22 protein-coding genes are annotated in these 22,901 nt (G+C 72.9%); 10 read left to right on the forward strand and 12 right to left on the reverse strand.

Going from position 1 to position 22,901, the window contains the following annotated elements:
• Positions 1-45 precede the first annotated feature (45 nt).
• Positions 46-1,134: an acyltransferase family protein gene (locus tag WDZ17_RS13470; protein ID WP_339575684.1), complete on the forward strand. Its 1,089-nt coding sequence runs from the start codon at positions 46-48 to the stop codon at positions 1,132-1,134.
• 28 nt (positions 1,135-1,162) lie between these two features.
• Here the strand turns inward: WDZ17_RS13470 and WDZ17_RS13475 are convergent, their stop codons facing one another.
• The gene (locus tag WDZ17_RS13475; RefSeq protein ID WP_339575685.1) at positions 1,163-1,852 is read right to left on the reverse strand and encodes a LamG-like jellyroll fold domain-containing protein; all 690 of its coding nucleotides are present in this window, start codon (positions 1,850-1,852) and stop codon (positions 1,163-1,165) included.
• A gap of 329 nt (positions 1,853-2,181) precedes the next feature.
• Between WDZ17_RS13475 and WDZ17_RS13480 the strand changes: the two genes are divergently transcribed.
• From WDZ17_RS13480 to WDZ17_RS13510, 7 genes are all read left to right on the forward strand, one after another.
• Entirely contained in the window at positions 2,182-3,714 is a 1,533-nt protein-coding gene (locus WDZ17_RS13480; protein ID WP_339575686.1) for a Wzz/FepE/Etk N-terminal domain-containing protein, read from the forward strand.
• A gap of 68 nt (positions 3,715-3,782) precedes the next feature.
• Positions 3,783-5,102, forward strand: a complete 1,320-nt coding sequence (locus tag WDZ17_RS13485; protein WP_339575687.1) for an O-antigen ligase family protein — start codon at positions 3,783-3,785, stop codon at positions 5,100-5,102.
• Complete coding sequence (locus WDZ17_RS13490; RefSeq protein WP_339575688.1) at positions 5,099-6,277, forward strand: hypothetical protein; 1,179 nt, start codon at positions 5,099-5,101, stop codon at positions 6,275-6,277. The genes WDZ17_RS13485 and WDZ17_RS13490 overlap by 4 nt, the downstream gene beginning before the upstream one ends.
• Before the next feature lie 76 nt (positions 6,278-6,353).
• Positions 6,354-7,205 carry a sulfotransferase domain-containing protein gene (locus tag WDZ17_RS13495; RefSeq protein ID WP_422631987.1) on the forward strand — a complete coding sequence of 284 codons (852 nt, stop codon included), beginning with the start codon at positions 6,354-6,356 and terminating at the stop codon, positions 7,203-7,205.
• Positions 7,202-8,752: an oligosaccharide flippase family protein gene (locus WDZ17_RS13500; RefSeq protein WP_339575728.1), complete on the forward strand. Its 1,551-nt coding sequence runs from the start codon at positions 7,202-7,204 to the stop codon at positions 8,750-8,752. The genes WDZ17_RS13495 and WDZ17_RS13500 overlap by 4 nt, the downstream gene beginning before the upstream one ends.
• Positions 8,753-8,861: 109 nt before the next feature.
• Positions 8,862-9,785, forward strand: a complete 924-nt coding sequence (locus tag WDZ17_RS13505; protein WP_339575690.1) for a sulfotransferase domain-containing protein — start codon at positions 8,862-8,864, stop codon at positions 9,783-9,785.
• Positions 9,782-10,714 (forward strand): glycosyltransferase family 2 protein, encoded by a 933-nt coding sequence (locus WDZ17_RS13510; RefSeq protein ID WP_339575691.1) that lies wholly within the window; start codon positions 9,782-9,784, stop codon positions 10,712-10,714. Before WDZ17_RS13505 ends, WDZ17_RS13510 begins: the two co-directional genes overlap by 4 nt.
• Positions 10,715-10,774: 60 nt before the next feature.
• On the opposite strand, the gene WDZ17_RS13515 is transcribed toward WDZ17_RS13510, so the two are convergent.
• Complete coding sequence (locus WDZ17_RS13515) at positions 10,775-12,223, reverse strand: CBM96 family carbohydrate-binding protein (protein ID WP_339575692.1); 1,449 nt, start codon at positions 12,221-12,223, stop codon at positions 10,775-10,777.
• Between WDZ17_RS13515 and WDZ17_RS13520 the strand changes: the two genes are divergently transcribed.
• Positions 12,222-12,362, forward strand: a complete 141-nt coding sequence (locus tag WDZ17_RS13520; RefSeq protein WP_339575693.1) for a hypothetical protein — start codon at positions 12,222-12,224, stop codon at positions 12,360-12,362. The genes WDZ17_RS13515 and WDZ17_RS13520 overlap by 2 nt on opposite strands.
• A gap of 156 nt (positions 12,363-12,518) precedes the next feature.
• On the forward strand, positions 12,519-13,907 hold the full coding sequence (gene cysC / locus WDZ17_RS13525; RefSeq protein ID WP_339575694.1) for an adenylyl-sulfate kinase: 1,389 nt from the start codon (positions 12,519-12,521) through the stop codon (positions 13,905-13,907).
• Positions 13,908-13,916: 9 nt separating this feature from the next.
• Here the strand turns inward: cysC and WDZ17_RS13530 are convergent, their stop codons facing one another.
• The 10 genes from WDZ17_RS13530 to WDZ17_RS13575 all read right to left on the reverse strand — a co-directional run.
• Complete coding sequence (locus WDZ17_RS13530; protein ID WP_339575695.1) at positions 13,917-14,489, reverse strand: glycosyltransferase; 573 nt, start codon at positions 14,487-14,489, stop codon at positions 13,917-13,919.
• The gene (locus WDZ17_RS13535; RefSeq protein WP_339575696.1) at positions 14,486-14,968 is read right to left on the reverse strand and encodes a hypothetical protein; all 483 of its coding nucleotides are present in this window, start codon (positions 14,966-14,968) and stop codon (positions 14,486-14,488) included. Before WDZ17_RS13535 ends, WDZ17_RS13530 begins: the two co-directional genes overlap by 4 nt.
• Before the next feature lie 14 nt (positions 14,969-14,982).
• Positions 14,983-16,293, reverse strand: coding sequence for a sulfate adenylyltransferase subunit CysN (gene cysN, locus WDZ17_RS13540; RefSeq protein WP_339575697.1), 1,311 nt, complete (start codon positions 16,291-16,293; stop codon positions 14,983-14,985).
• Complete coding sequence (gene cysD, locus WDZ17_RS13545; RefSeq protein WP_339575698.1) at positions 16,293-17,222, reverse strand: sulfate adenylyltransferase subunit CysD; 930 nt, start codon at positions 17,220-17,222, stop codon at positions 16,293-16,295. The genes cysN and cysD overlap by 1 nt, the downstream gene beginning before the upstream one ends.
• Positions 17,219-18,058 (reverse strand): 3'(2'),5'-bisphosphate nucleotidase CysQ, encoded by an 840-nt coding sequence (locus WDZ17_RS13550; RefSeq protein ID WP_339575699.1) that lies wholly within the window; start codon positions 18,056-18,058, stop codon positions 17,219-17,221. Before WDZ17_RS13550 ends, cysD begins: the two co-directional genes overlap by 4 nt.
• Positions 18,059-18,183: 125 nt before the next feature.
• Complete coding sequence (locus tag WDZ17_RS13555; RefSeq protein ID WP_339575700.1) at positions 18,184-19,761, reverse strand: sugar transferase; 1,578 nt, start codon at positions 19,759-19,761, stop codon at positions 18,184-18,186.
• A 173-nt stretch (positions 19,762-19,934) separates the two neighbouring features.
• A complete protein-coding gene (gene pth / locus WDZ17_RS13560; protein ID WP_339575701.1) occupies positions 19,935-20,513 on the reverse strand; it encodes an aminoacyl-tRNA hydrolase in 579 nt (192 codons plus the stop codon).
• 137 nt (positions 20,514-20,650) lie between these two features.
• A complete protein-coding gene (locus WDZ17_RS13565; protein WP_339575702.1) occupies positions 20,651-21,313 on the reverse strand; it encodes a 50S ribosomal protein L25/general stress protein Ctc in 663 nt (220 codons plus the stop codon).
• Between the two features lie 218 nt (positions 21,314-21,531).
• Positions 21,532-22,467: a sulfite exporter TauE/SafE family protein gene (locus WDZ17_RS13570; protein WP_339575703.1), complete on the reverse strand. Its 936-nt coding sequence runs from the start codon at positions 22,465-22,467 to the stop codon at positions 21,532-21,534.
• A 124-nt stretch (positions 22,468-22,591) separates the two neighbouring features.
• A partial coding sequence (locus WDZ17_RS13575) for an Rrf2 family transcriptional regulator (protein ID WP_339575704.1) occupies positions 22,592-22,901 on the reverse strand: 310 nt, incomplete at its 5' end.

Here is a 22,901-nt window from a genome sequence, read left to right on the forward strand (position 1 = left end):
CGCCTCCCTCAAAGCCACCACCCTCACCCTCGTGCTCCGACCCGCATGACCGGCGCGGATCTCCGCAGCACGAAGGACAGCGGCATCCAGGTCCTGCGGGGTGTCGCGGTGCTTCTCATGGTCGCTGGCCACGTCATCGGCTCAGGCCCCGGACGTGGACTCGGCGTCCCAGACGACTCGGCCTGGCGATGGGGGTACACGGCGCTCGAAGACGTGCGGATGCCCCTCTTCACCGTGGTCTCCGGCTTCGTCTACGGCTACAGACCGCTTCCCAAGGGCACGTCGTTGGCCCCGTTGGTGCGAGGAAAGGTCCGGCGCCTGCTCGTCCCGCTCGCCGTCGTCGGGACGGCGTACTTCCTCGTCCAGTCCACGGTGCCGGGGACGAATCGCTCCAGGTCTTGGGGAGAGCTCTGGAGCATCTACGTGCTGCCCTACGAGCACTTCTGGTTCCTCCAGGCCATCTTCCTGATCTTCTTGATCGTGGGCGCCCTGGACGCCCTCGGCGTGCTGGCATCCCCGAGGCGGCTGCTTCTCGTGGTCCTGCTGACCTCGGCGGGCGACGTACTCCTCCGCGTTCCAAGCGCTTTTGACGTCCTCAGCATCAACGGCGCTCTTCGGCTTCTGCCCTTCTTCCTCCTGGGCTACGGGGTCCATCGACACGAGGTCCGCCTCACACGGCGCTCGGGTCTGCTCTTGGCGCTTTGGCTCGGGGCCTCGTACGCAGTGTGGGCCGCCCTACTCGCTGGAGAAGAAGGGCCCGAGGGTGCGGCCCGACGCGCGCTTTCCTTGAGCATCGGTATACCCGCCGTGATCCTGCTCCTCGACCTCAGGAGTCGCCTTCGGTCTCGCGCACTGGCCGCCGTGGGTGGCTTTTCCTTCGGCATCTACCTCTTGCACGTCTTCGGCACCGCGGGCGCGAGAATGCTGGCAGAGCTGCTGGGCCTCACATCCACGGGGCTGCTCTTCCTGCTCTCCCTCGCCGCAGGCATCGCAGCGCCCATCGCCTTCGAACGCGCCACAGGCCACGTCCCGATGGTCAGCTGGGCCGTCCTCGGTCAGAGGCCACTGCGACGTCGTGCCCGGGACCGCGTCCCCTACGAGACGCTCGGGCCGACGGGCGATTCCGTACGCTGACCAGCGGGCACCTTCCCCGCCGCCCCCCTCAGCCGTTGACGCCGCCGCCATCACCGATGGCTACTGACAGCATCACGGAGCTGATGACACCGTTGTACTGGTCGTTGTCCTGCCGGACGTTCTTTCCTCCGATCCGTACGGGTCCTTCTGGACTGATGTCGAGCCCCTCGGGCACGACCGTGCTGGCGGACAGCTCACCGTCGACAAGCAGCGAGAGCCGGCCACCGCGTCGCTCGCAGACGACGTCATGCCAGGCGTCATCGGCGACAGAGCTTGTGCCCTCGAGGACGTGGCGCGCGGGCCCGGCGACCGCGGCGTCCGTCGCGGACTGCACGAGGACGCATGACGGAAGTCCCTCCGCCCCGTCGACCTGGAGCTTCCACTGGCCACCGCCCCCGGTCGAGAAACCCTTCTGCGCCACGTTGGAGCCCGGTGACGTCTCGTCCGGCGCCATCCGCAGGACGGCCGACAGCACGAAGTCCTGGCGACCCGGGGAGAGGTCTCCGGCGTCCATGACCTCCACGATCGCGCGCGGGCAGACCTGGACGTCGCAAGGAGCGGGGAACTGCAGGGCCTTTCCCGCACCCCGAGGACCGTCGACGGCCGAGACGGTCCCGGGCGTGTCTCCTGGCACCCTGATCTTGGCCGCGAGCACGCGGCCCGTGCCGTCGTCGAGCGGTGTGCCGTCGCGGGGCACGTCGAGATCGTCGAACGTCACCGAGAGCACCTCTTCGAGCGCGGGCGTGACCGAGCGCCGGGACTGCTCCACCGCGGTCGGCGTGGGAGCGCCCGCCTGCCCGTCGCACGCGCAGAGCAGCCCCACGGACACAGCGGCAGCGACGAGGCTTCGACTCGAGGCTTGTCGCACCGCCCCATGATCCGCCATGACGAGATGGGTGCGGGTGCAACGGCTGACGGCACGGTCGCCTCCTCGTCCCGCCATTCCGAGCACCTGCCTCGAACGGGCGAGTGCCCTTCCGGAGGCGACCTATGCTCCGCGGGTAGCTCACCGCGTGGGCGACAAGTGCCAACACCAAGGGGGACGGCGTGAACGCACCGCAGACGCCCGTCGGCGCAGCCGACCTGGGCGACTACGCAGAGCGTCTGCGTCGTCGATGGTGGCTCGTCGCCCTCGGTGTGATCATCGGCGTCCTGGCCGGCATCGCCTACTCCGCCCTGGCGCCTCCGCGGTTCGAGGCGACGGCCTCCGTCCTCGTGCGATCGACCGCCGTGGGCACAGACAGCACGGACAACAGCCCCAACGACGACGTCAACCTCGACACCCAGGCGCAGATCGTGCAGTCGACGGACGTGACGACGCGCGCGAGGGATGCCCTCGGCACGCCGCTCTCGCCGGAGGAGCTCAGGGACCACGTCACGGTGTCCGTGCCCCCGAACAGCCAGGTGATGTCCATCACCTTCGCCGCCCCCACCGCAGCGGGTGCCGCGGACGGCGCGCAGGCCTTCGCCGAGGCGTATCTCGACGAGCGGCAGCAGGAGGGCCAGGAGAGCGTCGAGGCGCAGGTGCAGACGCTCGACAGCCAGCTCGACTCGCTGCGCTCCGACCTCGCCGCGGCCTCCGACGCGAACGCGGTCCTGCCTGACTCAGCCGACACCGCAGCGCTGACCGCAGACCAGCGAAGCATCATCGTCGACCAGATCAGCGAGGTGCGGACCCGGCTCACACCGCTGCTCGGCGCCGAGGTCTCGGGCGGACGCGTCATCACCCCTGCGGTGACGCCGTCGTCGCCGGCGGCCCCCGTCCTGGTGATCGACGTCGCGGCAGGCCTCGTCCTGGGCCTCCTCCTCGGCGTCGCCGTCGCCGCCCTCGTCGACGCGCGTGATCACCGACCGCACCGCCGAGCCGACGTCGTCCGGCGCACCGGCCTGCCGGTGCTCGCACAGCTCGAAGGTCGCCAGCCGACCCTGGACGAGGCCGTGAGCCACATGGCCGCGGCCCGCAGCGTGCTCAACCTCCGTAGTCGTGCGAGCTCGGTCATCACGGTCCAGGGGTTCGAAGGCGCTGGGGCCGGGGCCGCCGCTCCCGCTCTGGCCATGTCCTTGGCCCTCTCCGGGCACCGCACTGTCCTCGTGCTGACCGACGGGGCCTCACCCACCTCGACGATGCTCGACGTGGAGCGGCGGACGGGTCTGAGGGAGCTGATCACGGAGGGGATGGCCGTGGAGGACGTGCTCGTCGACGTCGTCGGGCCTCACGGACTGCGCGTCCTGCCGGTCGGGATCCGTGGCGGTGAACCGCAGGACCTGCTGGCCTCGCCGGGTTTCCGGCAGCTGGTGGACGAGCTGCGCCTCGTCGCCTCCCGTGTGGTCGTCGAGACCGCGGCAGCCGACCGTTCACCCGCCGCGCTCAGTGCGGCCCTGGCGGGAGACGCGGCGGTGCTGGTCGCCACCCGCGCCCGTACCGACCTGCGCCGCGTCAAGGGCGTCCGGGCCGACCTGGAGGGGCGCGGCGGAGAAGTGCAGGGCGTCGTCCTCGTCGACGGCAACAGCGCCTCCGTGGGCACCGCGACCACGGTCGAGCGGTCGGGGGACGAGCTCGCGCACCGCTCGCGCACGTGACACACGTCTCCCGCGGGACGGCAGTCCTGCCTCCGTCACCCCTCGCGCGGTCGGGCCGCCACGGCGGCGTGCGAGAAGGATGGCCGCTCGCCCTCCTCGTGGCCGGCTTCCCGGTGTGGTGGGCACTGGGGCTCACGGACATCGCGTTCGCGCTGACGGCGGTACCCCTGGCGGTCACGCTCGTCCGACGACGTCGGTTCGGCGTCCCCCCAGGATTCGGCCTGTGGGTGCTCTTCCTCGTCTGGGTCCTCGTGAGCGGCGTCGCCCTCGACGTCACGGCACCCGGGACGATCCCCCCGAGCGGCACCGGTCGCTACATCGCCTACGCCGCCCGCTTGGCGGACTACCTCGCGGTGACGGTCTTCCTCCTCTACGTGGGCAACACCCCCGAGTCGCTGCTCCCACGGAGACGCGTCGTCCGCTGGATCAGCCTGCTGGCGGTCTGGTTGGTCGTGCTCGGGCTCCTCTCGCTGGCGCTGCCGACCGCGGCCGTCCCCACCCCGCTCGGCGCCCTGCTCCCCGGCGGGTCGTCGACCGCCTCCCTGGCGCAGGTCCAGGAGGTGCTCGGCTACGAGGCACCTCGGCCAGCGGCACCGTTCACCTACACGAACATCTGGGGCAACGTCCTCTCCATCGCGCTGGTCTGGGTCGTCGTGGGGTGGGGGGTGTGGGGAAGGGCCCGGACGCGCGTCCTCGCGACCAGCCTCGCGCTCGTCGCGCTCGTCCCTCTCGTCTACTCGCTCAACCGCGCCGTCTGGGTCGGCGTCGCGCTCTCCGTGGCCTACGTCGCGGTACGCCTGGCCCTGCGAGGCAAGGTCCTTCTCGTGAGCGTGGCTGCGGTCGTAGCCGTCGTCGGGACCGTGTCGCTCGCCGCCAGCCCGCTGGGTGACGTCGTCGACCAGCGCGCCGAGGCCGGGCACAGCGACACCGTGCGCGAGATCCTCGCCGAGGGGGCACTCCGAGCGGCGGCGGACTCACCGGTGGTGGGATACGGGTCCACGCGCGCCATGCCCGGCAGCGGCAGCTCGATCGCCGTCGGACCCTCGCCGGAGTGCCCTCAGTGCGGCGCGCGCAACATCGGCAGCACCGGCCAGCTGTGGCTGCTCCTCATCGCCCAGGGCTTCGTCGGGACCGCCGTCTACTTCGCCTTCTTCGCGAAGGTGGCCTGGGCCTCGCGGCGGGACACGACCGCAGTCGGTCTGGCGGGGACGCTCACGGTCCTGCTGTCGGTCTACTACTCGGCCTTCTACGTCGCCATGACGATGCCGCTCGCGCTCACGATGCTGGCGGTGGCGCTGCTGTGGCGGAACCGCCAGGACGCCGAGTACCGCCGGCCCCCAGCACGGGCGTCCGCAGCGCTGATCGGCTCGTCGCGGGCGGCACCATGAGCGACGACCGTGGAGGTCGGTCGGGCCGGCCGTACGCCGTCGAGCTCCTCGAGCAGCTGCACCCGGGCAGCCCGGTCGGCCCGGGAAGGGCGCCGCAACCGTCGACGAGGTACCTCGTCCTCCCCTCACGCGCACGGCCGCGCGCCCTCGTCCCCGCGAACGAGCGACGCGCCGCGGCTCTCGCGCTGGCCCGACAGCTGTCGGGCCCCGGTCGTCGCCGTGGCCTCGCCCGGGCGGCTGCCGTCGCCGCCGTCTCGAGCGGTGCGGCCGACCTCCTCGCCCCGTCGCTGAGTGTCGGCAACGCCGTCGGGGGGATCGCCACCGAGGTCCTCCCGGGGGTGCTCCACCGTGACGACCTCCTCCTGGCCATGCCGGTCAGCCCGCCGCGGGCCAACCGCAAGCCGGTCCTGCAGGTGCTGGACCCCTGCGGAGCGGTGCTGGCCTTCGCCAAGGTCGGTCACGACGACCTCACCCGCGCACTCGTGCGAAGAGAGGCGACGGCGCTCCGGCGGGTGGGCGAGAGGGCCCAAGGCTGCCTCGTCGTGCCGGAGGTGCTGGGGCTGCGTGAGTGGTCAGGTCTCGACGTCCTCGTCCTGGGGGCTGTCGACGTCCGCCGACCGCGCCTCACGACCACCGAGGCGGGCGAGGCGCTGCGCAGGACCTCGGCCGCCGTCGTCGCGTGCGGCGACGCCAGAGACGTCCAGCTGGCCTCCGGCGAGCACGTGCGTCGACTCCGCGACGACCTGGAGGCCGGCGGGCCGACGGGGCGTCAGCTCGTCGCCCTCGTCGACTCGTTGGTGGCGCGTCTGGACGTCGCCGCGGTGGGGGGCTGGCACGGTGACCTCAACCCCGGGAACCTGGCTCTTGGCAGAGCGACGTCGACGGTCTGGGACTGGGAGAGGTTCGAGGCGTCGGCGCCCGTCGGTTTCGACCTCCTCCACCACCGCTTCACGAGCGCGACGCACGGGGGGACACCCCCGGAGAAGGCCGCCCTCGACCTGCTCGGCCATGCACGTGAGGTCCTCGGGAGCGACGACGACCACCGGTCTCGAGACCTCGCGCGTCTCTACCTGATCACCCTCGGCGCTCGCTACCTCGTCGACCGTCAGGACGTCGCCGGGGCCGCCGACGGGCAGGTGACCCGGTGGCTGCTACCCGCCGTCGCGGACGCCTGACGCCGCCGAGGAAGAGGGGCCGGGAGCTCATGCCGGTCGGGCACGACACAGAGCCAGAAGGGCGGACGCCAGGACGATGAGGAAGAACCGTGTCACCGTGGCAGCGCGAGAGGGCCTCCTCCGGCTCACGGAGGTGACGGCGAGGCCGACCGCCGCTGTCCGGTCCCTCCCCGACTTCCTGGTCGTCGGAGGGCAGCGCTGCGGCACGACGTCGCTCTTCAAGACGCTGGTGCAGCACCGCCAGATCTCTCCACCGGCGCTGCGCAAGGGGATCCACTACTTCGACGTCCACTACGACGAGGGCCCCGCCTGGTACCGGGGCCACTTCCCGGTCCGGCGTCCTCGCCTCGGAGGACCTCGGCGGCTCACCGGGGAGTCGAGCCCGTACTACATGTTCCACCCCCTCGCAGGGCGACGGATCGCCGACGACCTGCCTGACGTCCGGCTCCTCGTCCTCCTGCGCGACCCCGTCGAGCGGGCGTACTCCGCCCACGCGCACGAGTCGGCCAGAGGGTTCGAGACCTTGGACTTCGAGGCTGCGCTGGAGCAGGAGGACCAACGTCTCGCCGGCGAGGCGGAGCGCGTGCTGTTCGAGCCCGGCTACGAGTCCTTCCACCTCCAGCACCACGGCTACCTCTCACGTGGCCGGTACCTGGAGCACCTCCAGCGGCTCGAGCAGCTGGTGGGGAGAGAGCGGATGCACGTCGTGGACAGCGGCGACTTCTTCTCGTCCCCGGAAGCCACCTTCGCCCCGGTCCTCACCTTCCTCGGCCTGCCACAGCAGGAGGGGATCGCCTTCGAGCGTCACAACGCTCGGGCCCGGACCGCGATGCCGGAGGCCTTGCGGGCTCGGCTCGCCGAGCACTTCGCCCCCGCGGACGCAGGGCTCGCGCAGTGGTGGGGCCGGACGCCGTCGTGGCGGAGATGACCGGTGCCGGGGCTTCCCGCCCGGCCGCGGCCACGCCTCCGCGGGACGTGCACGTCGCCCGGCTGGCCCGGGGCGGTGCTGCCGGGCTGGTCGGGGCAGGCCTGTCCGCCCTGCTCACCCTCGCCTTCACGGTGCTCGTCACCCGCACGCTCCCGCAGCAGCAGGCCGGCCTCTTCTTCGCCCTGACGAGCGCCTTCCTCATCGCCTACTCGGTCGCGAGCCTCGGCGTCCCCACGGGCGTCGTCTACTTCGTCGCGCGCTACCGAGCCACGGGTCAGGCGCACCGGGTACCTGCCCTGCTGCGCCACGGCCTGACGTGGGCGGTGGTCGCCGCCGGGGTCACGGGACTCGTCGGGATCGCTCTGGCACCCCGGCTGGCCACGCTCCTCGGTGACGGCTCCGACGCCTCGACGACACTCGTCCGCATCCTCAGCGCGGCCCTCCTCGTGGCCGTGCTGAACGACGTCGCCGTCGGCATCACCCGCGGCTACGACACCATGCGCCCCTTCGTGCTCGTGGAGCGCATCGGCCGTCCACTCGCCCAGCTCGTCATCGCCCTCGTGGTCGTGGCCCTCGGAGGGGCGGGTGCCGTGGCCGTCGGCACGGCCTGGGTCCTGCCGTTCCTGCTGACGAGCGCGGTGCTCCTCGGCTGGGTCCGGCGCCTGAACCGCCCGTCCCGGGCTGCCGCAGAAAGGGCGGAAGGGGCTCCTGGCCACGTCGACCGCGGGGCCTTCTGGCGCTTCACCGGCCCGCGCGGGCTGGCTGCCCTCTCGCAGATGGTCCTGCAGCGCTCCGACATCGTCCTGCTCGGGGTGCTCGCCGGACCTGTCCCCGCGGCCGTCTACACCGCATCGACACGATTCCTCGTCTTCGGACAGCTCGGCGCCGGCGCGATCAGCACGACCATGCAGCCACGGATCGCCGCACTGCTGGCCGCCGGCGACGTGCCGAGCGCCCAACGGGTCTACCGCGTGGCGACGACATGGCTGGTCCTCATGGCCTGGCCGCTGTACCTGCTCGCCGCCGTGCTCGCGCCAGAGATGCTCCTGCTCTTCGGTCAGGACTACCAGGGAGGCGTCGGCGTGGTCGTGCTCCTCAGCCTCACGATGCTCGTGGCGACCGGCTGCGGGGCGGTGGACGTCGTCCTGACCATGGCCGGGCGGTCGGCGTGGACCATGGGCAACGCCTTGGCCGCCGTCGCGGTCAACGTCGCCCTCAACCTCCTGCTGATACCCCGGCTGGGGGTGTTCGGCGCGGCGATGGCCTGGTCCGCGGCGATCCTCCTGAGGAACCTCCTCCCTCTGGCACAGCTGGCGCTCTCGCTCCGTCTGCACCCCTTCGGCCGGATGACCGCCGCCGCAGCGGGTCTCTCCCTCGTTCTGGTCGGCGGCCTCCCGGCGGCCGCCCGGGCCATCTCGGGCGGGTCGTCGGTCGTCACCGCAGCCGTCGCGGTCATCGGTGTGCTGGGCTACGCGGCCGTCGTCGTTCGGAAGCGGCGGGCCTTCGACCTCCACCAGTTCTCCGCCATCCGGAGGCGCCGTGCGTGATCCGCACCTTCCCCGTCGCGACGAGGAGCGCCACGGCGCCAGGCCCGCGTCTCCTTCCCCGCGCGTCCGGGTCCTCTTCCTCGGGGGCCTGGGTCGCAGTGGCTCCACGTTGGTCGAGCGTCTGGTCGGCGAGCTGCCGGGGACGTGCTCGTTGGGCGAGGTCGTCCACCTGTGGGAGCGCGCGCTGCGGGACGACGAGCTGTGCAGCTGCGGCCGTCCCTTCTCCCGGTGCCCGTTCTGGACGGAGGTGGGTGCGCGCGCGTTCGGCGGGTGGGACCGGTTGGACGCGGGAGAGGTGCTGCGTCTCAAGGGGGACGTCGACCGCAACCGCCACCTGCCGTGGTTGCTGCTCGGCGCGCGGGGTCGCCGGCGGCGCTCCGCCTTGCGCCAGTACCTCCGCCTCTACGAGGCGCTCTACCGTTCGGCCGCCGAGGTGTCGGGAGCCGACGTCGTGGTCGACTCGAGCAAGCATGCCTCGCTCGTGTACGCGTTGAGGTGGTCGAGCGCCCTGGACCTCCGGGTGGTGCACATGGTGCGTGACGCACGCGCCGTCGCCTACTCCTGGTCCCGCCGCCGCCGGCGCCCGGAGGCCGGGGACCCGAGCACCATGATGCCGCGGTGGGGGCCGGTGCGGGTCTCGCTGTGGTGGGACGCCTTCGCGTCGGCCTTCCTGCTCCTCCCCCTCACCGGGACGCCCGTCCGCGTCGTCCGCTACGAGGACGTCATGGCGGCCCCCACGCGCGAGCTGCTCCGCATCGCAGATCACGCCCGCCTCTCGGTCGAGGAGGAGGACATGGCCTTCCTCCGCCACCACGAGGTCGACCTCAGCCCCTCGCACGCGGTCGCGGGCAACCCGATGCGTTTCACCGTCGGCACCGTGCCCCTACGACGTGACGACGAGTGGCGTGGGCGCATGCCGGCGACCGCTCGACGGATCACGTCCGTGATGACGACCCCCCTGAGGCTGCCCTTGGGCTACATCCGCCCGTCCGCCGGTGCGGTGACGCGACGACCACGACGAGGAGATCGATGAGCCAGGACACCGACGAGGACACCTGGCCGACCGTGGCCGTGGTCATCGCCACGCGGGATCGACCCGAGCTGCTGAGGCAGGCCCTCGCGGCGGTGAGCGCCCAGGACTACCCCGGCCACGTCGAGACGGTCGTCGTCTACGACCGCAGCGAGCCGGACACCACCCTGGCCACCGCAGGCGTCCGACCGGTCCGGGTCCTCACCAACTCGCGGTCGCCCGGTCTGGCAGGCAGCCGGAACACAGGCGTCCTGGCGACGAGCAGCGACCTGGTCGCCTTCTGCGACGACGACGACGCCTGGTGGCCGGCACGCTTGCGGACCCAGGTGGAGGCGCTACGCCGCACGAGCTGCCCGCTGGCCCTGGTGACCACCGGCATCCGGGTCGTGTACGGAGGACGAGAGGTCGTGCGACGCCTCGAGAAGGACCTCGTCAGTCGTGCCGATCTGCTGCGCTCACGACTGACCGAGCTCCACCCCTCCACGTTCCTCCTGCACCGCGAGCTGCTGGACGAGATCGGGCTCGTCGACGAGGAGCTGCCGGGGAGCTACGCCGAGGACTACGACCTCTTGCTCCGAGCCGCGGCCAGCGCTCTCGTCGTCAACGTGCGCGAGCCGCTCGTGGACGTGCGCTGGCACCCGCAGTCGTACTTCGCCGGGCGGTGGGAGGTGATCGCGGACGCCCTCGACGTGCTCCTCCGCAAGCACCCTGACTTCCGCACCGACCCGGCCGGAGAGGCGCGCATCCGCGGTCAACGGGCCTTCGCACTTGCTGCGGCAGGACGGCGCAAGGCTGCGCTGGAGGAAGCAGTGAGGACGGTGCGGCTCCACGCCGCAGAACGCAGGGCCTACCTCGCGGTGCTGGCGGCGGCCGGCCTCGTGGACCCGGACTGGCTGCTGCGCCGGCTCAACGCCAGAGGCCGCAGCCTCTGACGCCAGGAGCCCGGGCCACCGCACTGCGGTGGCCCGGGCTCCGGGGGTCGGACGAATGGATCAGCTCCCGCTCACGACCCAGCGCCACGCGGCCAACGAGGGCGCGTCGAGCAGCCGGTAGTCACCGCCGATGGTGCAGTCGAAGTACATGACCCACGACGCGTCGTTCGCCTGCAGCCACTTCCCCGAGTCACGCAGCCACTGCGCCCGCTGCAGACCGAGAGGGTCGGTGGCGACCATGAGGCTGCCGAACTCGGCGATCCCCCAGGGCTTGCCCTCGGCCTCCGAGGCCGTCTTGACCGGGCCGAAGAGCTTCGCCGGCGTCGTGAAGCCGTTCTTCTTCGCGGTCAGGTTGTAGCAGTCCCAGCCCAGCTCGTCGACGACGTCCTTGCCCGGGTAGAAGTCCTTCCAGTTGCGCCGGGACGCCGGGTCGAGCGTCCAGCACATCAGGACGGGGGTGGCCTTGAGCCGGTCGTTCCGGACGGAGTCGGCCAGGCGGTCGAGGTGCGCGAAGGCCGCGCGGAACTCCGCCGCGGTGAACTCACCGCGCTCCACGTTGTCCTCGGGCTCGTGGTAGTAGGTCCAGTTGATCTGCCGGTCCCGCGGGGCCTTGGCGAACCAGTCCTTGAAGTGGGCGTCGAGCTTGCCGGACAGGACGTCCTTCGGCACGGCCTTGAAGGACACCACGACAGGCCGACCGCTCACGCCGCCGGCGCCGTTCCAGTCGCCCGGCAGACCGGGGTAGAAGACCCGCGTCGTCTCCATGCCGCCGTACTTGGCGTCCTGGAGCGACAGAGCCTGGGTGTAGCTCTGGCCGCCGACGGGGAAGACGTTCGCACCGAAGAGGGTGTCCTGGGTCGGTGCCTGTGCAGGCGGGGGCGTCGGAGGCGTCGGAGGCGTCGGAGGCGTCGGAGGCGTCAGCGTCTTGTACGAGACCACGAGCTTGGGCGCCGTCTCCTTGCCGGACTCCTTGCTGAGGATCTCGCTGACGCCGGACGGCACGGAGAAGGCGAGGTTGACCGGCGAGGAGGCCTGCACGAGCTTCGTGACGTCGACGGAGAACGACTTCGTCCCCGGCGAGGGCTTCAGCGAGGCGATCTGCGTGGACGTGCCGGGCGCCGACTTCCAGGCCACGGTCTTCTCGTCCCAGGAGGCGGAGCCCAGGCTCGAGACGTCGATGCGGCCCGGCTGGTTGCGCGTCGAGCTCACGCGCACTTCCGCCTTCGTGACGGTCGCACCCTCCGGCAGGCCCGGGGCGGCGAAGCGCAGGAGCGCCTTCTTCGTCATGGACGACGTCGACGCGGCGACGACCTTGGTGCTGGAGCCCGTCGTCCGACCGGGGGCCTGCTTGTCGACGTAGGCGTCCCCGACGGGCAGAAGGGTCACGCTGCCCGTGGCCGAGGTCGCCGCCTGGGACGCCGGGATGCCGACGAGGGCGGAGCCGGCGACGGCCGCGGTGGCCGTGAGGGCCAGGAGCGCGCGGCGGCTGCCGCGATGGTGGGTGGTCATGACTCTCTCCTCGATGGCGTGGGACTACGTGGTCGTGTGCCACTGCCTCGTCCTCGCTCAGGACGACCTGTACGCGCTGGATGGGATCGTCGTGCGTCGTGAGCCCGACCGGCTCACCCGTGGTGCTCCACCCGTGTGAACGACCACGTCCACCGGGTGCCGTGCATGCTGCGACGTCAAGGGCTGGTCGAGACCCTCCGTCACCGCCTGCCACTCCGAGGAGTGACACCCGGTGACGTCGCCGAGGGCATCAGTCCCGCGAGGGACGCAGGAGGATAAGCACATGGTGAGCCAAATGGGTGAAGCGTTGACGATCCAGGTCCGGGACGGCACGGCGGAGCTGCTCGGCCTCGCCTCCGCGGCCAACCTCACCGGCCTGCGCGTCCGGCTCACCGGGGAAGGCACTGCCCTCGGAGAGGTGACCGCCGGCACCTCCTCGAGGACGACGATCGTCCTCGATCCCGGGGCGGCTCTCCCTCCGGACGGCCACGACCTCCGGCTCGTGGACCCCGAGCTCGTACCCTTCGCGGCACTGTCGGACGTCGCGGTCCATGTCGAGCAGGACGGCGGCACCACGGTCGTCGGTGACCTCGTCGCTCTCACCGCACGGACCCCGTCGACCTTCCCCGGGCTCGACCTCCACGGCCGGCCCGACGATCTGGCCGGGGCCGACGTGGTCGTCACCGACCGCCCGCTCCTCACCCAGGACATCGAGGCGGTGCGCCGGCTCAGGACCCGGGGGCGGCCTCTCGTCCTCGTGGGCCTCGTCGGCGACGGCAGACCGGTACCGCGAGAGATCCTGGCGCGAGCCCTTCGAGCCGCCGTGGAACCCGTCGTCGACACCGAGGGTGCGGACCCGCCGGGCGTGCGCCTCCTCGTCCTGCCTGACGGTCCCGGTGTCGACCCGGTGCTCGTCCGGCTGATGGATCAGATGGGCGTGGCGCGGTCGTGGCGAGCACGTCCGTGGGACTCCGACACCACGTCGTCCTCGGACGGTCTCCCCTGGTTGGACACGTCCGCCGGCACCCCGTGGCCGGACGTCCTGGCTGATCTTCGCCGCGGCGTCATCCCTCCGACAGAGGTCGCCCCTCCGGACGTGGGGCGGGAGCTCCAGCGCCTCCACCCCTCGGCCCTGTCCGTGGGAACGGTCCTCCTCTTCACCGGGCTCTCCGGGTCGGGCAAGTCGACCGTCGCGGCCGGCGTCGCGGCGGCGCTCCGCACCGAGGGATCGCGCCGCGTGACCGTCCTCGACGGCGACCGCGTCCGGACGTTGCTCTCCTCGGGCCTCTCCTTCTCGAAGGAGGACCGTGAGGTCAACGTCCGGCGCATCGGCTACGTGGCAGCCGAGGTCGCCCGTCACGGAGGGACCGCCGTCTGCGCCCCCATCGCCCCCTACGCGAGCACCCGCGCCGAGGTGCGGTCGATGGTCGAGGAGGCCGGCGGACGCTTCGTCCTCGTGCACGTGGCGACGCCGCTCGCGGTGTGCGAGGCGCGAGACCGCAAGGGTCTCTACGCGCGCGCCCGCACGGGCAGGCTGCCCTCGTTCACCGGCATCAGCGATCCCTACGAGGAGCCCGAGCACCCCGATCTACGGCTCGACACCAGCACGACGTCCGTCGAGGACTGCGTGGCGGAGGTCGTCGGCCTCCTCCGGCGCCGCGGATTCGTGGCCGGTGAGGCGTGACCCGCCCGCTCAGCGACGCGCCCGACCGGCTCGCGCGACGACGTCCTCGAGGACCGCCCGGATCCTCCGAGCCGTCATGGCCGACCGCTCGACGTCCCCGTCGGCGTCCGCGACGCCCTCGCCGGGGTGCGCGAGCAGGTGGTCGACGAGGGCACCGAGGTCGTCGACGTCCTCGCAGAGCAGGACGGTGCCCTCTCGGGCCATCCGTCGGCTGAACAGCTGCTGGTGGGAGTCCACGTGCTCTCCCCGCGTCGGGTCTCGGGGGACGACGACCGGCGTCCGCCCTGCCCTGCGAGCCTCCATGATCGTCGCCGGACCACCGTGGCTCACCACGACGGTGGCCGCCTGCAGGAGGTCCTGCAGCTCCGCGTGGGGGACGAGGGGACGGCCCTCGACCCGCTCGGGACCCGTGGTCCTCCCGTGCTGGACCACGACGCGGGCACCACCGTGCTCGGCCCCCCAGGCGTCCGACCACTCTACGAGCCGGCGGAAGGGGTGATGGTCCGTCCCGAGGAGCACGAGGACGACCGGCGCGGCCGCTCGCGCCGTCGACGGCACCGAGGGCGTCTCGGCAGGGCTCACAGGACTCGTCCCACCACGGTGGCGCCGGGGTAGAACGCCAGCTGCTCCTCCCACTGCACGAGGAAGCGAGTGGTCAGCGGACGGCAGAGCCGACCCGTCAGCGTCGGGCCGTCGAGGCGGTCGTAGACCTCCAGGTAGACCGTGGGCACGCGCATCAGGCGCGCGAGGAGGAAGAACGGCAGGGCGACACCCGCGCCGGTGGAGACGACCACATCGGGACGTCGGTGGCGCAGCGTCCGGAGCGCGAGCGACGCGTTCCGCAGGAGGTTGGGCAGGTGGCGGGTCGTCGGGTGGTGAGCCGCGACCCAGTCCTCGTCCGCGAGAAGGCTCGTCGCGTCCCCCGTCGGGAAGGTCACCCATCGCCGTGCCGCCCCGGCGAGCTCGGGCAGCAGCGGCACGAGCTGAGCCAGGTGCCCTCCGCTGGAGCAGACGAGGAGGACGTCCAGCGACGCGGCGTCGTGCGTCTCGGCCGCCCCCATCCCGCCCTCCCCGCTCACTCCGCCGCCGTGATCATCCCTGCGGCGACCGTCTTGTTCGTGCCCTCGTCGACGAGGACGAAACCACCGGTCGTGCGGTTGCGCCGGTACTCGTCGGCGAGCAGGGGCGTCGTCGTGCGCAGCCGGACCCGCCCGATCTCGTTGAGGCCGAGCTGCCCTCCGCTCGCGTCCCGGTGCAGCGTGTTGACGTCGAGCCGGTACTGCAGCTCCTTGATGACCGCCCGGGCCGAGCGGGTGGTGTGCTTGATGGCGTACTTGCGGCCGGGAGCCAGGGCGGACGACTCGTCCATCCAGCAGACCATCGCGTCGATGTCCTGGCTCGGGGTCGGGGCGTTGTGCGGGCGGCAGATCATGTCCCCGCGGCTCACGTCGAGCTCGTCCTCCAGCCGGATGGTCACCGACATCGGCGGGAAGGCCTCGTCGACGGGACCGTCGGCCGTGTCGATGGCCGCGATGCGCGTCGTGAAGCCGGACGGGAGGACCATCACCTCGTCGCCGGGCTTCAGCACGCCGCCGGACACCTGCCCCGCGTACCCCCGGTAGTCGAGGTGCCGGCCGGACTGGGGACGGATGACGTACTGGACGGCGAAGCGGGCGTCCACGAGGTTGCGGTCGCTGGCCACGTGCACGTTCTCCAGGTGGTGCAGCAGGCTCGGACCGTCGTACCAGGGCGTCCGCTCCGACCGCGTCACGACGTTGTCCCCGGCGAGCGCGGACACCGGGACGACGGTGAGGTCCGGCACGTCGAGCTTCGCGGCGAAGTCCGTGAAGTCCCGGCGGATCTCCTCGAAGACCTCCTCGGAGTAGTCGACGAGGTCCATCTTGTTCACCGCGAGCACCAGGTGCGGCACCTGCAGCAGCGTCGCCAGGAAGGCGTGCCGACGGGACTGCTCGACGAGGCCCTTGCGCGCGTCGACGAGGATCAGCGCGAGGTCGGCCGTCGACGCCCCGGTCACCATGTTGCGCGTGTACTGGATGTGGCCCGGGGTGTCGGCGATGATGAACTTGCGCCGCGGCGTCGCGAAGTAGCGGTACGCCACGTCGATGGTGATGCCCTGCTCGCGCTCGGCGCGCAGGCCGTCGGTGAGCAGGGCGAGGTTGACGTACTCGTCCCCCCGGTCCTTGCTGGCCCGCTCGACGGACTCGATCTGGTCCTCGAACACCGTCTTGGTGTCGTAGAGCAGCCGTCCGATGAGCGTGCTCTTGCCGTCGTCGACCGACCCCGCCGTCGCGAAGCGCAGGAGGTCGGCGTCCCGCTCCATCGCGACGGGAGCGCCGACGACCGGGTCGGTGGTGTGCGTGCTCATCAGAAGTACCCCTCGCGCTTGCGGTCCTCCATGGCGGACTCGCTGAACTTGTCGTCGCCACGGGTGGCGCCGCGCTCGGTGATCCGCGTGGTGGCCACCTCCTCGACGATCTTGTCGACCGTGTCGGCCTCGGAGCGCACGGCGGCCGTGAGGCTCGCGTCGCCCACGGTCCGGTAGCGGACCTTCGCGGTGAAGACCTCCTCCCCGGCACGGGGCCGGCAGACCTCGTGGACGGCGAAGAGCATCCCGTTCCGCTCGAAGACCTCGCGGTCGTGCGCGTAGTAGATCGCGGGCAGCTCGATGTCCTCGGCGGCGATGTAGGACCAGATGTCGAGCTCGGTCCAGTTCGACAGCGGGAAGACCCGGATGCTCTCGCCGGGATGGATCCTGCCGTTGTAGAGGCCCCACAGCTCGGGGCGCTGGTTCTTCGGGTCCCACTGGCCGAAGTCGTCCCGGAAGCTGAAGATGCGCTCCTTGGCCCGCGCCTTGTCCTCGTCGCGGCGGGCCCCCCCGAAGACGGCCGTGTAGCCGCCCTTCTCGAGGGCGTCGAGCAGGACCGGCGTCTGGATGCGGTTGCGCGTGCCGTCCGGCGGCTCGGTGACCAGGCCCCGCTCGAGCGCGTCGGGGACGCTCGCGACGACGAGCTGGACGCCGAGCTCGGCGGCGCGGCGGTCCCGCAGGTCGAGCACCTCGGCGAAGTTGTGGCCGGTGTCGACGTGCATCACCGGGAAGGGGATCGGCGCCGGGGCGAAGGCCTTCTCCGCCAGGCGGAGCATGACGATCGAGTCCTTGCCCCCCGAGAACAGGAGCACGGGCCGCTCGAGCTCGGCGACGACCTCGCGGATGATGAAGATCGCCTCGGACTCCAGGGCCTGCAGCTGCGTCAGCTGGTAGCGGCCGGCGGCCGAGGACGTCGGACGGGGGGTCATCGAGTGGCCTCCGCAGGCGCGTCGGGGGTGGTGGTGGGCGGCTGCTCGCGGCCCTCGCGGGCGGCGACGCGGGCGATGGCGTCGAGGACGGCGCCGGCGACCTCGGGGCGGGCCACGACGAGGTCGGGCAGGGTCGGATCGGGTCGGTTGTAGACGAGGGGTGACCCGTCGACCCGGCTCGTGTGCAGACCGGCCGCGCGCGCGACCACGACGGGAGCCGCGGAGTCCCACTCGTACTGCCCACCGGCGTGGACGTAGGCGTCGGCCTCGTCGCGCAGCACGGAGGTCGCCTTCACGCCGGCGGACCCCATCGGCACCAGCTCGGCGCCGAGCTCGGCCGCGAGGGCGGTGACGAAGGCGGGCGGGCGCGAGCGGCTCACCGCGAGGCGGATGACCTGCGGGGCGCCGGTCGGACGGACCGGCGGCTCGTCCGTGCCGTAGGTGGTGCCGGCGGCCGGCAGCGCGACGGCGCCGGCGACGAGCTCGCCCTCCTGCCAGAGGGCGACGTGGACGGCCCAGTCCGTGCGCCCGTCCTCCCCCGGCCCGCCGACCTCGGAGAACTCCCGGGTCCCGTCGAGGGGGTCGACGATCCACACCCTGGCCGCGCTGAGCCTCCCGGGGTCGTCGGCCGCCTCCTCGGACAGGACGGCGTCGTCCGGACGCTCGGCGGCCAGCAGGGACGCCAGCACCTCCTGCGCACGCCGGTCACCGGCGTCCTTGATCGAGCGCGCGTCGGCGCCGGCGGCGGCGAGGTCCGCGCGCACGGCGAGGAGGGCACGGCCGGCCTCGTCCGCCGCCTGGCGCGCCAGCTCGTCGTCCGTCCTGGTGGTGGGCATGGTGCTCCTGGGTGCAGGGGTCCCTCCTGCGACACCGGCGATGTCGAGCGGGACGGTCAGGTTAGTGGCGACGCAGCACCCGACGGCGGCTGTCCGCCTTTCGGGCGACACGGACGGCTCAGCCCTCAATAAGCACCCGAGCTCTTGACCACGGCCCGCGCCGTCTTCCACAGGATGAGCGCGTCCATCGCCAGGGACCAGTTGTCGACGTAGCGCAGGTCCAGGCGCATCGACTCCTCCCACGAGAGGTCGGCCCGACCGGAGACCTGCCACAGCCCGGTCAGGCCGGGCCGGACGCGCATCCGGAGGTGGACGGAGTCGTGGTAGTCGACGTACTCACGAGGCAGTGGCGGACGAGGCCCGACGAGTGACATGTCCCCGCGCACCACGTTCCAGAGCTGCGGCAGCTCGTCGAGGGAGAACCTCCGCAGCCACCGCCCGACGGGCGTGATCCTCGGGTCGTCGCGCATCTTGAACATCAGGCCGTCCCGGTCGCTGAGACCGACGAGCTGGTCGACCTGCCGGTCGGCGTCCACGACCATGGTGCGGAGCTTCAACATCGTGAAGAGGGCACCGTCGACCCCCACGCGCTGCTGGGCGAAGAAGGCGGGCCCGCGCGTCGTGATCCGGACCAGGAGCGCCGACCCGAGCAGGACCGGGGACGCCGCGAGCAGGAGCAGGCTCCCGAGCGTGCGGTCCAGCACGGCCTTCCCCAGCAGCCGCCCGGAGCGCGACGACGGACGCTCGACGTGCAGGAGCGACAGCCCGGCCGCGGGCCGCAGGTGGACGGCCGGGCCGGCGACCTCGACGAGACCGGGGGCCACGACGAGGTCGGCCCCGGTGGGTTCCAGGGCCCACGACAACCGCCGGAGGGACGGACCGGCCAGGTGCGAGCCGACGACGATGACGACGTCGACCGCGTGGTCCACCACCGTCTGGGGGACCTCCGCGACGGCCCCGAGGCACGGCGGCCAGCCGTCCGCCGACTCCCAGCCGGCGGGGTCGGGGACGGCCACGCCGACGACGTGCATCCCGTGCTCGGGCGCACGCCGGAGCCCGTCGGAGATGTCCAGCGCGCTCGGGCCGTCGCCGACGACGAGCGTGCGCAGCGCCGGCGCCCCACCTCGGCGGCGCCGTGCTCGCAGCCACCCGCGGAGGCGGTAGCGGTGCCAGGCCGTCAGCAGCGCGACGACCGGGACGGCGACGAGCACCATGCGGCGAGGCAGCAGCAGCTCCAGGCCGAACGAGACGACGCCGAGCCCGGCCACGACGGCGACGGCCGCCCGCAGGATCGAGGAGAACTCGTCGGGCCCGTCCCCCACCCGGCGCCACTCGTAGGCGCGCATCGCCGCGAGCACGCCGACCCAGGCGGCGGCCGACACGAGGGCGCCGACCACGACGGCGGTCGGGCCGAGGTCGCGGCCGACCTGGCGCAGTGAGACGAGACCGCAGGCGACGACCACGGCCGCCACGACGGCGTCCCCCAGGACGGCACGGCGCAGCAGCGGGACCGTCCAGGCCGTCCGTCGACGGGCGGCCGCGGCGACCGGGTCGCCGCCCTCGACCCGCGCGGCGTCGAACGGCCGACGGTCGGTCCAGGGCCGGCGGGTCGGGGCGTCGTGGCGGCGGCGCTCGCTCGCCTCGACCGGGGGCGCGTCGGACTGGGACGGCACACCGACCCGGGGTCCGACCTCGGCGCTCATCCAGTCCCCTCGTCACCCGCTCGTCACCGCGTGGCCCCTCACTCGTCACGCCCGACGGACGTTACTCACGGTGAAGGGGATGTGTGACCACTTCTGCCGGACAAGCACCCGGACGGACCATGTGACGTGACGACGTGCTCGTCCGTCGACCCGGTCACGGGCCGGGCGCTCCCTCAGCGCGGCGCGTGCACCTGCTGCTGGGCGGCCTCCAGGCCGCGCAGGACGACGAGCTCGACGGCGTCGGCCGCCTCCTCGAGCAGCACGGGCAGCTCGCGGCGCTCGGCGCTGCCGAAGGGCTTGAGCACGTAGTCGGCCGGGTCCATCCGGCCCGGGGGCCGACCGATGCCGACGCGCACGCGGACGTAGTCCTTGGTCCCCAGCGCCTTGGACGTGTCCCGCAGGCCGTTGTGCCCGCCCTCGCCGCCGCCGCGCTTGAGCCGGACGACGTCGCCCGGCAGGTCCAGCTCGTCGTGGACGACGACGACCCGTTCCGCCGGGACGGAGAAGAAGCGCGCCAGGCCGGCGACCGGGCCGCCGGACACGTTCATGTACGTCGTCGGCTTCGCCAGCACGACGGACGGCCCGGGCCGTCCACCGGGCAGCACGCCGAGGCGCACCTGCGCCACGGCCGCCCGGGCCTTGTGCGACCGGAAGCCCGAGCCGCCGCGGCCGGCGAGGACGTCGAGCACCATCTGCCCGACGTTGTGCCGCGTCGCCGCGTACTCCGGGCCCGGGTTGCCGAGCCCGACCACGAGCCAGGGGCCGGCCCCGGGGTCCGGGACCCCGGCCGGCGACCCGGCCGACGTCCCGGCCGACGTCCCGGCCGACGACGCAGAGGAGGGCCCCCCCGCCGTGGCGGAGGGGCCCCCGGGCTGCGTGGGGACCAGCGTCAGCTCTCGTCGTCGGAGGTGGCGATCGGGGCCGCCTCGGCCTCGGCCTCCTCGTCGGACTCGTCGCGCTCGATGCCGGCCTCGGCCTCGGCCTCGGCCAGCTCGGCGTCCAGCTCCTCGGCGGTGCGCGCCGCGCTGACGTTGACGACGAGCGCCTCGGGGTCGGTCACCAGGGTGGCGCCGGCCGGCAGCGTGACGCCGGAGGCGAGCACCTGGGTGCCGGCCTCGGCGCCCTCGACGGAGACGACGACGTTCTCGGGGATGCGCAGGGCGTCGACCTCGAGCAGCAGCGTCTGGTGGTCGACCGTGACGACGGTCTCGGGGGCGGCCTCGCCCTCGAGGTGGACGGCGACCTCGACCTCGACCTTCTCGCCGCGGCGGACGAGCACGAGGTCGAGGTGCTCGATCTCGCGGCGGCGGTGCTCGCGCTGCACGTCCTTGACGAGCGCGAGGACCTCGGTGCCCTCCACGTCGAGCGTGAGGACGGCGTTCTCGCGCTTGACGGCCAGCATCGTGGCGTGCCCCGGCAGCGAGACGTGGCGCGGGCTCTCGCCGTGGCCGTAGACGACCGCGGGGATCATGTCGGCGCGGCGGATGCGGCGGGCGGCGCCCTTGCCGAACTCGGTGCGCGTCTGCGCGGACAGGTGGATCTCTTCGGCCATGGGGTGCTCCCGGTGGTTCGTGAGACGCGGTGGGTCTCGGCGGTGGTCTGCGTCGCGCCGACCGGTCGGGCCGGCGCGGGCCCCGGCGGCGCGCGCGGTCGCGGGGGCGACCACCGCGTCGAGTGCGGACGCCGGCCCCCTGCGGGCCGGGGCGTCCCTCGCCGAGGCAACCGCGCGAGCATAGCCGCCGGCAGGGCTGCACCGCGCCCGGCCGCCGGTCAGGACCGGGCGGCCTCGAGCTCGCGCTCCGGGTCCTCGTCGCCGCCCTCGGCGGGCCCCCAGCCCGCGTCCGCGCCGACGGCCTTCTCGCGGCGGTGCCGGCGGACGGCGTAGACCACGGCCCCGACCCAGAGCAGCAGCAGGACGGGGTAGACGACGACGCCCGCGGTCGCCTCGACGTCGAGGCCCCGGAGCAGCGTGCGCGCGTTGGTGACGACGATGATCCCGCCGACCGCGGCGCCGAGCACGCGGGCCGGCAGGTAGCGGACGACCCAGGCGGCGACCGGGGCGGCCAGGACGCCGCCGACGAGCAGCGCGCTGACGACCGCGAGGTCGAGGCCCGCCGTGCCGAGGCCGAGCAGGAAGCCGAGGCTGGCCGCCACCGCGACGACGAACTCGGAGGTGTCGACCGAGCCGACGACCTTGCGCGGCTCCACCCGGCCGGAGCCGAGGAGCGCCGGCGTCGCGACCGGCCCCCAGCCGCCGCCACCGCTCGCGTCGAGGAAGCCGCCGAAGAGGCCGACCGGGACGAGGAAGCGGGAGCGGACCCGGCCCGGGCGCCGCACGAGCGAGCCGGTGGTGAAGCGGACGCCGACGTAGACGCCCAGCGCGAGCAGCACGCCCGCCACGTACGGCCCGGCGGACTCGGTGGACAGGTGGCTCAGCGCCGTCGCCCCGAGGAAGGCACCGACCGCTCCCGGCACCGCCAGGCGGCCGACGATCTTCCAGTCGACGTTCCCGAACCGCCAGTGCGAGGCGCCGGACGCGAGCGTCGTCCCGATCTCGGCGAGGTGCACCGAGGCCGACGCCACCGCGGGCGAGGTGCCGGCGGCCACGAGCAGCGTCGTCGACGTGACGCCGTAGGCCATCCCGAGGCTGCCGTCGACGAGCTGGGCTGCGAGCCCCACGAGGGCCAGGACGATCCATCCGCGCACGGTGACTCCACTTTGTTGACCAGGTCCGTCGGGAATGGAGTGGAGCAGACCCCCGACGGTGCGTCAAGCAGTGCTCACCCGTCGAGGTGCGACGGTGCGGGTGTGCGGCCGGCCGCGGCGACCGTCAGATGTCCATCCCGATCTCGTACGACGGCCGGCGCTCGGGCAGGTGCTCGACCACGACGGCGGGCAGCTCGTCGCGCACGACCATCGCGACGGTCGTCGCCTCGAGGATGGCGCGCTCGCTGGAGCGCAGCGCCACCCACACGTCCTGGAGCGAGACCGAGGCGCCCTGGTAGTCCAGCTGCTCGGGGCGCAGGTTGCGCACGAGCGCCAGGGGGCCGTCGATGGCACGGATGACGTCGGCGACGGTCAGCCGCTCCGGGTCGACGGCGAGGGCGTGGCCGCCGTCGGGCCCGGGGGGGGGGGGGGGG

Origin of the sequence: Pseudokineococcus basanitobsidens (assembly GCF_037482545.1) — a bacterium.
Taxonomy (GTDB): domain Bacteria; phylum Actinomycetota; class Actinomycetes; order Actinomycetales; family Quadrisphaeraceae; genus Pseudokineococcus; species Pseudokineococcus basanitobsidens.